The organism is Bacillus sp. BSL6, assembly GCF_052928345.1.
Genome location: NZ_JAVGCW010000005.1, coordinates 346970 through 359334 on the forward strand (window position 1 = coordinate 346970; position 12365 = coordinate 359334).

The window sequence follows — 12365 nt, forward strand, 5'->3', positions numbered from 1 at the left end:
ATCATCCCCTATCCTTTAACTGAAAAACTTTATTCGGATTCAAAATATTTTGCGGATCAAGAGCTTTCTTTATTTTTTCCATTACGAGTAATGCCGCCCCATGTTCTTCTTCCTGATACTTCCGTTTTCCAATACCAACGCCATGTTCCCCTGTACATGTTCCTCCTCGTTTAAGAGCATATAGAACGATACTTTCATTTATTTCATCTGCTTTTTCCACTTCTTCTTTATCGTTTGGATCAACCATTAAGAGCACGTGGAAATTCCCGTCTCCTACATGACCAAGAATACCACCAACAAGCCCAACCTTATCTAATGTATCTTTCGCATGTTGAATTGCCCCAGCCAATTCTGAAATAGGTACACATACGTCTGTACTCATAAGCTTTTTACCAGGATAGCTATGAACGTAAGCGTATGCTAGGTTATGCCGTGCATCCCATAATTTATTTCTCGCTGCAGTTTCCGTTTCAAAAGCAACTTCTTTACATTTATGATCAAAAACAATTTCTTTCGTAAACTCAACATCTTGCTTTAACCCTGCTTCATTACCGTGAAACTCTAAAAACAATGTAGGTTCTTCTCTGTAACTTGTTTCACTATAATGATTGACTTGTTTCATAGATAGTTCATCAACGAGTTCAATTCTCGCAATCGGAATACCCGCTTGCAATATGTTAATAACAGCTTCTACTGCATCATTTATAGTTGGAAACGATGCTCTCGCGGCCATAACATGCTCTGGTATGCCGTATACTTTTAATGTTAACTCTGTAAAGCATCCAAGCGTACCTTCTGATCCTACGAAAACACCATTTAAATGGTAACCTGATGACGACTTCACAGCTAAATTCCCAGTATGTATTACTTCTCCATTAGCAAGAACGACTTCTAAATCACGAACTTGATCACGCATAACGCCATATTTCACGGCTGTCGTTCCACTCGCATTTGTAGCGGCCATTCCACCTAACGTTGCATCTGCTCCTGGATCTACACTAAAAAACAAACCGTATTTCTTCAATTCTTTATTGAGCTGAGAACGAGTCACTCCTGGCTGTACTTTCACCAGAAAATCTTTCTCTCTTATTTCAAGAATTTTGTTCATTAATGAAAAATCAACCGTAATTCCTTTTTCATAAGGAATTACATGTCCTTCTAAACTAGAACCTACCCCAAACGGAACGACGGGTGTCCCGTGCTCACTCGCTATTTTCATTATCGCGCTAACCTCTTCTGTCGTTTTCGGAAAAACTACTACATCAGGTAAACTACTGGCATGATAAGATTCATCTTTACTATGTAACTCTCTTACTGTCGTATTGATTACTACTCGATCTTCGGGAAGCACACCCTTTAATTCATTTACTAAACGCTCTACTGTTATTTCCATCGTACACTCTCCTACTTTCTATAAATTTGAATTACAAAATATGTTAAGTATTTTATACATAATAATCCGAAAAATTAAATAATTCAAGTTTTATACATATGCAATTCGTTTCATACTGTCGAATAAACGAAAAGAACTTGCAATACCTATCGCAAGTTCTTTTCTATAAAACTACATTTTAAACGACTTCTTTATTAACAACATAAACCAAATTAAAGTAAATGCCATCAGCGAATGAGAAAAACCAACAATATAAGTTAATCCTTTAAAGTCCGCTCCATTTAACTGAAGAAGCCCTCTTGCTGCTAGCGAACCTAACATTAAAATTAATGCGATATTATGTACAACAAACCACTTATTAAAACTTTTCGCTTCATGAAACGCGAATACTTTTGCTAATCCTAAAGCAATTAAAAAGAAGAAAAAGCCGAGTACAAGTGTATGTGTATGTAAAAGGTTTAACAAAGTAGATCCTACAATCCCTTTATACTTTCCATACTCCCTAGCGAAAATCCCTGATAATAAACCGATAATCAAATACGTAAACGATGCATTATATAATTTCTTCATTATGTACCTCCTTGAGTAGAATGTGTAGTGTGTCATATTTAGTAATAATGATAGTTATATAGTAAAAACTCCTAGTCACCTAGGAGTCATTGTATAAGCATCTCACTCTTTACAATCAATTCTAATTATAAAATATCCCTTTATACAAAACAAACGAACTTTATGTGAACAATCCAGGCTCTTTTAAAATATGTTGCGATTTTGTATTACACAATCCATACTAATGATTATAAATGTTAAAGGTGGTGCAGTAGATTGTGATAGTTCTTGAAACGGAACGACTCGTTCTTCGCTGGTTTCATATAAAAGATGCTCCATTTATTCTCGAGTTAGTAAACGATTCTGCATGGATTCAGTATATCGGTGATAAAAGGATTAAAAACTTAGAAGATGCAAAAAAATACATCTTAAACGGACCCGTTGATATGTATAATAAAATGGGCTTCGGCCTTTACTTAGTAGAACGAAAAGAAGATCTCACTCCGCTCGGTATGTGTGGCCTTATTAAAAGAGATTCATTAGAAGATGTTGATATCGGCTTTGCCTTTTTAGAGAAATTCCGTTCGAAAGGATATGGCTACGAGTCAGCTTCTGCTGTAATCGAATACGGAGTACAAAAACTAGGTCTGAAACGAATTGTAGCCATTACTACTACTGATAACATCCAGTCAGGAAAGCTTTTAGAAAAAGTAGGATTGAAGTTCGAAGAGATCATTTCGAACTCAGGGGAAGATTTAAAATTATTCGGCTATAACGCGTAAAAAGATTTCGAAAGAAAAACCCTTGATTTATCTACGCTAAGCAGAAAATCAAGGGTTTTATTTATGTTCTAAGAGGCGTAATGATCAAATAGCATGCTCTTCAATATGTAAATCTGTTTCGTGATGTAGTAAACCATCAATGACATGAACGGCATCCCTAGCATTCGGATTAATCACTTTTGTATGAAAGCTAGAGAATTGATCACTCATAAAGCGATAAAGTGAAACTTTAATTAGTGGGGGTTTTCTTCATCCCCCACTGATTATTAGCCTTCACTAATCGGACTTTAATGGTAGCACCTTTACCTGTTCCGTACTGTGGATTTGCGTCTGCATGTAAAGATGAACCCCCCATTTGCATGCCCATCCCATCTGAAGACGAAGTGGTACCATCTCCCCAATAAGAAGCTAAATCTAGTTGGTACTGGTAATTTACTAATGTTGCTCGTGCCTTATTCATTGAATCTTCACTACTCGTTTTTTATCGGACTTCTTTTTACTGTACTTTTATTTTCTTTATGAGTTATTAGAAAAATAATTGTCTATATAAGTCTTTATTTTTTCAAAATCCTTTTCCATAAATAAGTTTGCTGGTACTTCAATTATTGGAAGATTATTTTCATTATCAAAAGGTGGACACGGTTTGGGAACTACCAAATAGTCAACTGAGTTTTTATCCCTAATATAATTAATCGAAACATCGTAATACTCAGAAAAATATTCCTTCAAATCATCCTGATTCCTTAAAAATGGTAGAGAAAATATTGAACCATAATTTATACCAGCGTCGACAATTAATACAAAGCATATTTTTTTCATGATACACCCTCCTCGTATAATAAGTTTTAAGTTAATAACTGTTCCTTGAAAATTAAATAGTTTTTATCTTCAAGAGCTACATCAAAAAAATGATGTATGGGTAAAATTTAGTCTTGGATACCAGGGGATTCCCCTAGGTAATGGAAGTACAGAAATGGATCCATCGGGAATATGCTTACTCCTCCTGTAGTTCGAGCACGTTAAAAGACTGCGACCCAGACCAAAATGCACTGCATACGCACAAGCTGTATCGGTTTCCTTTTTCTTTATATTCAATTAAATTATATCATTATTTTACATAAATTTACAGACTTTGTTTTTTATTTTATTGGTAAACTTATGCTTAGCGTATAATTTCCGCGTTTCGTCGGCAGGCCCCCTTATATGGAATCTTGTACAATACCGTATTGAAATTAAATATGCCTAAATGGACTGCACATATGGTAGCTACGTTATTTTCTCTTGGTAGTGCCTATCAAGCTTTTGTAAATTTTTTTGTATAACACGCAACAAAAAGGTCGCCACTTACGGCGACCTTTTTACTATTTCACTTCTACCGTATAATTCCCTGTTCCCCCGCCATACTGATACACATGTAAATAATATTTCCCTGGATACGTGTAGTAACTTCCTACTAACTTATTCCCTTCTTGCTGGGCATACGTAACATAATTATTTAAATCTGCTTCCGAATAAAGAACCCAGTTTACTCCAATATTATTTTCCTTCGTTACATTAATTTGCAGGTTTTTCGCCGTTTCCACATTTATTTCAAAGTAATCACTCGTATCACCGTTTCCTAAACTAGCACGTAAAACTTGATTGAATTGCAGTTTATTTGCTGTCTGGAATGAGTTATTCGGCTCTTTTTCCACATTGTTATCTTCTTTCTTTTGAACCGTTACATTCGTTGTAGCAGTATTCGTTAATCCTTTGTCATCTGTTACTGTTAATTTCGCTGTATATGTTCCTTCTTTTGTATACACGTGAGTCGGATTTTGCTCATTACTTACTGCTCCATCACCAAACTCCCATTTATACGAAGTAATTTTCCCATCTTCATCTTTTGATCCATCGCTTTTAAACGAAATTGCTTCATTTACATTTCCACTATAGGGCCCATTTATAACCGCAACTGGCGCTTTATTCACAGCACCTTCTTCTGTATTAATCCCATGGAATACAACATCATACTCAAATTGTCCTGCTGCATTCACACGGTAATTTACGAAATAAGCTGTTACTGTTTTATAGCCTGTCCATTCTTTCGCACTTAAACGTTTTAACGTATCATTTACGTTTTGTGTAATTGATTTCCAGTCTTCATATTCTCCTTTTGCAGTCGTACCTGTATATGTTCCTTGTAGTGTAAATGTATGAAAGAACTGTGATTTGTTTTTCTTAACTGATACATTACTTAATTTTGCTTCTGCTGTAATTTCTGCTGCAATATCTGAAACTGGTTTCGGTGCGTGCGTCGCTAAATAATCATCTGATACTAATGGAACATTATATTTCTCACGGTTATCTACTAACATTTGCATATAGTCTTGATACTCTTTATTTAAATTCGCATCTTTACTTAAAGCAGAGCGGTATGCATCATATGCTGTTACATCATTTTTCCTAATAAGATCATGAATTTTGTCAAACATATCATATCTCTTATTGTACATGTACGATTGTAAAGCGAAGGAATAATTATAGAAATCCCACGTTCCATATTTTGCGTTTAACGTTCTCTCTGCTGTATAACGTTCTGCTGGATTTGAAGATATGCCTCCTATAATACTCTTTCTCGGTACAACATTATCTGTTCTCGTTGCACCTGCAAAAAACTCCGCATTCCCTTCTTCAAACCAAGATAATCTCTCATTCTCATACATCTTCCCTTGTCCCCAAAGTCCTGGCACTTCATATCTACCTTGTAAATAATGCGTGAACTCATGTCGGAACAATTCTTCCAAACTATAAATGCTTTCTTCTGGCGTACGTTCATAAGTAAAGAACGTACCTGTTCCTTCTATATAAAGACCGCCGTTATTCGTTTCATACCCGTATAATTGACGGTTAAATTGATATTCAGCTGGGCTATTATAAATAACCATCGTTAATACATCATCAGGATTGCCTTTTTCTAACGGCTGGTCACTTTCAACCGTACGATGGAATTGTGCCTTCACTTCTTTTGCCGCCCAATATAGACGTTTTACTTTTTCCTCAGTCACCTTATCTCCAGCTTTTAACACAATTGCTCCATCATCGAACGTATACGTTTTCGGTAAATATTTTTTCTTACCATCTTCTCTTATTTGATCTAGATCAACCACTTTACCATTCGCATCTTTCCCGCCATAATTCGTCGCAATTTGCTCAGCAGCTACGAAATATTGCTCACCTAAATACGGATAGATTTTCATGGCATCTGTTACAACTTGTAATCCTTTCGTTTCTGTACTATGGAACGTACCAAGTCTACCTGTATAATAAATACCATTATTAATTAACCAACCATTTTTCGCTGTCACCGTTCCAATTAAGGCAGAACGACTTAATTCATTAATATAGCTATCAATTTTTTGATACCATATTGTATCTTTCGGTGCTTTTCTCGTATCGTACAAATACGATTGAATATCGTAATCAACACCTTGCATAATATCGTAAATCGCATTTCCAGCTGAAAGATTATCTACCAATGTAGAAAAATTATCATTATATTGTTTAAAAATCTTTGCAGCTGCTGTGATCGTTTCCACATCACTTGAAGCATTTCCAATTAATTTTCCATATGATGAGACAACTCTATTTTGTTCTAATGTACCGAGTTTAAAATTCGGGTTATTCGCAATCGTTTTTAGTGCAGGTAAGCATTTATCATGATAGCTTCGCTCATTTAGTTTACTTAATTCTGTATGATAAAATCCTAAATAAAAACCAGATCGTAACACCTCTACTAAAGTCTCAATCCCTTTTGAATCATCTTTCGTATAAGCTTGTCCTTGCTGGTTCAATTTATCAATAATTGCCTGCATTCTACTATCATTTTGATAGAATGCAAGACTATCCTTATTAAACTGAAATAGCCCAGTAATTTGCTCCCAATCAATTGTTACAAGTAAGTCCACTAACTGCTGATTGCTCAATTGATTTAATTCAGCAATTGTATACGTTTTCGCTACAGCTAATGGCTTACTTTCCTTTTTCACTTCAGGCGGTCTTTGTGACAAATCAGCAAATTTTAGCCTTTTCTCAAAAGACTTATTTTCCAACACTTTTGATGAATGAGCTAATTCTTGCACAGGTAATTGTACACCAACTGGTTCCATTTTGAGCACATTCCGATATGAAACTTGCTCTCCCTTTGTACCTTCTGCCAATGCGCCCCCTTGAAAACTCCCTAACATGAAACTAGCAAAACTTACCCCTACTAACACTTTTTTTGAATAGCCTTTCATGCTCTCCCCTACCTTACATTTTTTAGTGTACCGCACCATTATTTTACTATTTTTACTTTTTATACTGTATTGAGAAAAAATAAGGTAACGTTCACACATGTATCCATACCATGCAAAATTAACACTTGACTTTATGTGCGCTTTATATCAAAAAAAGATAGATTATAGCGAAATTCCCGCTACATCTATCCTCGTTTTCAAAACTATGATTTTAACTTTATGAATGTAACTTCTGGTAATGTTTGCATATGCTGAATAAATTCATTCTTTTCTTCTGACGATATGTTTTTCAGTTGCATCCCTACCTTATAAACAATTTCTATCCCTTGCTGTGAAGCTTCCACTTCATATGAAAGTATTGGAATGCCTTTCATATGAAGTGTTTCTAATATTTGTTGTACTGCTTCACGTTTATTTATACACATTTGCACCATTATATTTTGCGGAAATAAAAATTGCACCTTAAAAATACGACTTACAATCTCTAAACCAATTAAAACAAGAATCGTCGCTCCAATTCCTACTACATACATACCAGCACCAATTGCTAATCCAATTCCTGCTGTAGCCCATAAACCAGCTGCTGTCGTTAATCCTTTCACCGCCTGCTTTTGAATAATAATTGTACCTGCACCTAAAAAACCTACTCCACTAACAACTTGCGCTGCAATACGACTCGGATCTAGTGCCATATGTTCTTCATTCATAATATCTGAAAAAGCATATTTCGAAACGACCATTATTAATGCACTCCCTACCGCTACTAGGAAATGTGTTTTTAAGCCCGCTTCTTTTGATCGAATTTCCCTTTCAATACCGATTATTGCTCCTAACAAACCAGCAACACCGATTCGTATAATGAAATCAATATTTACACTCACGAGCCCTTCCCCCTTTCATTCATTATAGATAGATAAAATAAAAATTATCACACACATCCATGTATCGATATGAAGGAATTTTACTAAAATACACTTAATACCTAGGCCATTTTATGTTAATATTTTAAATATTAACATAAAATAAATAACTTCTAATTTTAAACATCCACTCATTTTCTTGAAAAAACAAAGGTGGATAACATGAAATGAGGTTGAGAAAATTAAGAAAACGTTTTCATTTCATGTCGTGATTTTTTTATACATACTACATAAATAAAGGAGCTTACTCACAATGAACGTCTCTTTGCTTACACCTACTACCGATTTACAAGACGAATACTTAGATTTTTATAACGAATGGAAAGATAGCGGTGAAACGATGATTCCGTGGGTTATTACAAAGGATCCTTCTAACTTCCCCGCTATGGTGCAAGAACTACTCGATGCACATAATGGAATAAATCTTCCTGACTCTTGGGTACCAGATTCTACGTATTGGCTCGTTACAGATCATAATAGGATCGTAGGAGCTGTTAATATACGTCATAGTTTAACCGAACATTTATTTAACGCTGGCGGTCATATCGGTTATGGCATTCGCCCTTCTGAAAGAAGAAAAGGTTACGCTACGAAATTACTAGCATTATCACTGGAAAAAGCGAAGCAATTAAACATCACGAAAGCACTGATCGTTTGCGATGAAGTAAATACTGCTTCAGAAAAAACAATTTTACATAACGGCGGGCTTCGTGATGAGGATTTCATTGAGGAAGATGGGAATGTAGTAAGGCGTTTTTGGATTGAGCTATGAAGAAGTCATCCAATGAACATAATCTTGTTATAGAGAGTTATAATAAAAGTAATGAATTAAAAGTAAAACAACTTATTGATTTATACAATGAAGAATCGTACCTATTTCACTTATTACGAAATAATAAAACAAAATGTGCATATGTTGCCTACTATAAAAAAGATGTAGTAGGCATCTTTTTCACCTGGGGCAGTAACTTCCATCCATACTGCACATACTTTCGAATATATACGAATCCTTTCTATGCAGAGCTACACATTGAAGAATTTTTATTAAACGAGATTCAAAAGCGAGAAAACTTTAAACTCCCATTACAAACCTCTATATGGGAAACATCAGCTCATTTAAAAACGTTTTTTGAAGAACATAATTTTACGGAAATTCGAAGAACCTATATGCCGATATTAGACTTACAAAAAATAGTTTCTATCGATATAGTTCCTAATTCAAATTATCATGTACAAACTTTATCGAACATCGTATCAAATAATAATTTATTAGAAAAACTAGCCTACTTAGTAAAAGAAAATTATGAGCAAACCCACCTAGCAAATCCCGTTGCCTCATTCCCACTACAAACTTGGCAAGAGATGATTTTAGCTGATGACGTACTACTAGATGGGAGCTTTCTCATTATAGATGAAGAGCATCAAATTATGGCATACTCTTTCCTCCATACATCAGAAAAGGATAATACGGTAGAACTAGGATGGTGCGGAACTCACACGAAAGACGATTTATCCTTACTGAAACTGCTCGTTTTCGAACAATTTATGTATGCAAATAAACACGGCTATTCTTTCATTCAAGGTGAATTCGATTCAACAAGTATATATGCAATGGAGATATTAAAATCCGTTCCTTTCAATCCTTGTGCTACCTGGATTACGTATCAAAAAGAAGTCGGAAGGTAATTATACACCTTCCGACTTCTTTTATGCTGTTTCTATTTCAAACTGTACTGTAATACCACTCGGATCGACTACAGTAAATCCATTTGTAATTTCGTGTATTTCATGCTGTTTTTCTATTAATCTTTCTTTTACTTCATCTAATGCTTCTTTATGCGGTAATACAATCGTATATACCTTAAGTCCAGTTGCATGTGCTGGTGGATGCGGGTTATTTACTCCGTTCCACGTATTTGCGCCTATATGGTGATGATATCCTCCTGCAGAAATGAATAAGCAGTCATCTTCACGTTGCTGCACTTCCAAGCCTACTGTATCTACATAAAAGTCATGTGACTCTTCTACATTAGCTATTCGTAAATGTACATGTCCAACGACAGTATTAGCAGGTAATCCATCGAACTCATAATCAACAAGCGTTGCTAGTTCTTTTAAATCCAGCGGGGTACTTCCTCCTGGCCCTTCCCCCCATTGATCGCGCGGACGATCCGCATAAATTTCAATACCATTTCCCTCTAAGTCTTGTAAATAAAACGCTTCGCTATACGTATGATCACTCGCGCTATTAAACCTTGAAATTGGTAAAATTTCATTTGAATATGTATAACGTCCCTCTTGCTCAGCCGGACTATCAATTACATTCTTATTACGAATCACACCAAATAATGCCGACGCAAAAGCCTCACGAGTCGGAACCAAAAAGGCTACATGATATATACCAGTCGTACGCGGCTCTTGCAGTACCCCGTCCTCTAACTTTTCAAGAACAAGTAATGTATTCTTTCCACCTTTTCCAGATAAATATGCTTTATTCCCCTCTTGCTTAATTACTTCTAAGCCTACAACATTCTCATAAAAGGAAATTTGACGTTCTAAATCTATCACCTTAAATTCAACATGACCAATACGTGTTTTCGGATGAATTTGTACCATAAATAACTCCATCTCCTTATCCCAATATTCTTCCATTACATATAACCGTTACTATGAAGGATACAACTAAAATCATCCTATGTAAATAAGAAAAGTCAGAATTTACAATTATTTTTATATTCATAATAAAAAGTCACCTCTTCTAACTTTCAGAAAAGGTGACTTTACAAAAATAGTCTGTTCTAATTCTTATCGCATTTTATGTACTTCAGCAACTAACTTTCCGCCCTGAATGCCCATATAAAGTTTCACAGGTGCATCATTCGTGTTTTCAAACACTAAATCTAAGTATGGATATGCAATTGTAGCATCTCTTCCTTGTGGAACGTAACCTACCGTTTTAGAATGTGTTGTTCTCTCTACCATTTTCAAACCAGCTTGATCTGCCGCATTGTATAATGTTGATGATGTTTGACAAACACCACCGCCATATCCATCTACTAATTTACCATCTACAATTTCTTTTCCTAATTGATATCCTTTATCTGGCGTTGTATCACCAATTAATGCATTGAAAGAGAAACGGTCTCCTTTTGCTAATACAACTCCATTTATGCTCGCTGCTGACAAACGAATATTTTCAATACGGCCACCTGTTGAGCCACCTAAATTCGTTTCATATCTACCAATTACCGTACCACTTCCTTGCGCATCACTTAATGTTGCAGTAGGCTTCTTCTCAACAATAGGTAATTGATAGGAAGAATCCCACATACCTACGTTTAATAGTTTATCTACTAATTCTTTTTCCATTAATTCATAAGAAGGTTTCCCTTCTTGCCAACTTCCATCAGATCCTAGACGTGAAGGGACCATCTTTTTGTCAACATTTTTTCCAACTTCCCTAGCAACCTTCTCAACTGATTTTTTAAATTTCGCTTCATCTTCAAAATAACCTAGACTCGACAAATCTAACTTTTTTACTTCCGTACCTGTACGACCATCTACTAAACTAATAGAATCCTGTACTTCTGCTTTAACCTCTACCGTGTGGCCACCAATATCACTTACTAATGCAACATCACTTACTTTTGTACCACAGCCACTCACTACAGCTACACATAAAACCCCAACTAATATACCCTTTACTTTACGGAACAATATACTCTCCCCTTTTCCCCAATACTACTTTTATGTATTATTTCATTTTTATGTATGTTTTGTTACAATCATTTTACAATATATTTATAAATTGTTACAAGTTATTTTTTACTCTATATAAATTACTCTTTTCTTTTCCAAATGTCTATATATATTTACATAAAAGTTTGAGTTTGATAGAATTGTAACCTTTACGTAACCTCTCCCTATTATCCAGTATATACCATAAAACGAACGAAATACAAATGTAAAACTCCATATTCGTATTTATAAAAAACATCCTGTGAACATAAATAGGTATTTGCCGTGCCACACTCCGCTTTTACACATACATTATGGTGAATTAACCTATTTTAAAGAAATGGAGGATGTTTTTATGTACCCCTACAATCCATACGATCCATATAACCAAACTGGTTATCAACCTCAATATGATTTACAAGCACAATACCAACAATATATAGATCCAGTAGAACAAGTTAATCCATATGATCAAACTCGACAATTCCAACTTCCAATCTCTTTTCCTGGTGCTGGAAACCGTCAATTAGAAAGACGAGTAAATGAGCTTGAACAAAGAGTACGTCAATTAGAAAACACGGTTGAACGTCATACACGTAGATTAAACCGCTTAAACCAACGTTTACGTACAGTAGAAAACAGACTGAACATTCCATTTTCAGCATTAGAAGACGGATTTTAATTTCGGAAATAAAAAATATATGAA

Annotated in this window: 11 protein-coding genes and 1 pseudogene; 4 read left to right on the forward strand and 8 right to left on the reverse strand. The window is 35.1% G+C overall.

All coding sequences use genetic code 11. The features are described from left to right. Nucleotide 1: 1 nt before the first annotated feature. Together RCJ96_RS18585 and RCJ96_RS18590 are read right to left on the reverse strand one after the other, a co-directional pair. Nucleotides 2-1393 (reverse strand): FAD-binding oxidoreductase, encoded by a 1392-nt coding sequence (locus RCJ96_RS18585; RefSeq protein WP_242304294.1) that lies wholly within the window; start codon nucleotides 1391-1393, stop codon nucleotides 2-4. Nucleotides 1394-1564: 171 nt separating this feature from the next. Beyond that, nucleotides 1565-1963, reverse strand: coding sequence for a DUF2871 family protein (locus tag RCJ96_RS18590; protein WP_044793331.1), 399 nt, complete (start codon nucleotides 1961-1963; stop codon nucleotides 1565-1567). Between the two features lie 257 nt (nucleotides 1964-2220). Between RCJ96_RS18590 and RCJ96_RS18595 the strand changes: the two genes are divergently transcribed. Next, complete coding sequence (locus RCJ96_RS18595; protein ID WP_270794229.1) at nucleotides 2221-2724, forward strand: GNAT family N-acetyltransferase; 504 nt, start codon at nucleotides 2221-2223, stop codon at nucleotides 2722-2724. Nucleotides 2725-2817: 93 nt separating this feature from the next. Here RCJ96_RS18595 and RCJ96_RS18600 read toward each other — a convergent pair. The 4 genes and pseudogenes from RCJ96_RS18600 to RCJ96_RS18615 form a co-directional block, all read right to left on the reverse strand. Further along, nucleotides 2818-3193, reverse strand: a pseudogene (locus tag RCJ96_RS18600) (Tn3 family transposase); the annotation flags it as partial. Between the two features lie 47 nt (nucleotides 3194-3240). Next, nucleotides 3241-3543: a hypothetical protein gene (locus tag RCJ96_RS18605; RefSeq protein ID WP_070806633.1), complete on the reverse strand. Its 303-nt coding sequence runs from the start codon at nucleotides 3541-3543 to the stop codon at nucleotides 3241-3243. 542 nt (nucleotides 3544-4085) lie between these two features. Continuing rightward, nucleotides 4086-7001 (reverse strand): collagenase ColA, encoded by a 2916-nt coding sequence (colA, locus tag RCJ96_RS18610; RefSeq protein ID WP_316150886.1) that lies wholly within the window; start codon nucleotides 6999-7001, stop codon nucleotides 4086-4088. 203 nt (nucleotides 7002-7204) lie between these two features. Further along, on the reverse strand, nucleotides 7205-7882 hold the full coding sequence (locus RCJ96_RS18615; protein WP_074540689.1) for an MgtC/SapB family protein: 678 nt from the start codon (nucleotides 7880-7882) through the stop codon (nucleotides 7205-7207). Between the two features lie 292 nt (nucleotides 7883-8174). Here RCJ96_RS18615 and RCJ96_RS18620 point away from each other — a divergent pair, with 292 nt between their 5' ends. Together RCJ96_RS18620 and RCJ96_RS18625 are read left to right on the forward strand one after the other, a co-directional pair. Then, nucleotides 8175-8693 (forward strand): GNAT family N-acetyltransferase, encoded by a 519-nt coding sequence (locus tag RCJ96_RS18620; RefSeq protein ID WP_257810141.1) that lies wholly within the window; start codon nucleotides 8175-8177, stop codon nucleotides 8691-8693. After that, nucleotides 8690-9607, forward strand: a complete 918-nt coding sequence (locus RCJ96_RS18625; protein WP_316150904.1) for a GNAT family acetyltransferase — start codon at nucleotides 8690-8692, stop codon at nucleotides 9605-9607. The genes RCJ96_RS18620 and RCJ96_RS18625 overlap by 4 nt, the downstream gene beginning before the upstream one ends. A 21-nt stretch (nucleotides 9608-9628) precedes the next feature. On the opposite strand, the gene RCJ96_RS18630 is transcribed toward RCJ96_RS18625, so the two are convergent. Together RCJ96_RS18630 and RCJ96_RS18635 are read right to left on the reverse strand one after the other, a co-directional pair. Further along, the gene (locus tag RCJ96_RS18630; RefSeq protein ID WP_316150945.1) at nucleotides 9629-10537 is read right to left on the reverse strand and encodes a VOC family protein; all 909 of its coding nucleotides are present in this window, start codon (nucleotides 10535-10537) and stop codon (nucleotides 9629-9631) included. Between the two features lie 189 nt (nucleotides 10538-10726). Next, on the reverse strand, nucleotides 10727-11638 hold the full coding sequence (locus RCJ96_RS18635) for a VanW family protein (RefSeq protein WP_316150906.1): 912 nt from the start codon (nucleotides 11636-11638) through the stop codon (nucleotides 10727-10729). A gap of 361 nt (nucleotides 11639-11999) precedes the next feature. On the opposite strand from RCJ96_RS18635, the gene RCJ96_RS18640 reads away from it, so the two are divergent. Further along, nucleotides 12000-12341, forward strand: a complete 342-nt coding sequence (locus tag RCJ96_RS18640) for a hypothetical protein (RefSeq protein ID WP_001997954.1) — start codon at nucleotides 12000-12002, stop codon at nucleotides 12339-12341. The last annotated feature ends 24 nt before the right edge of the window (nucleotides 12342-12365 follow it).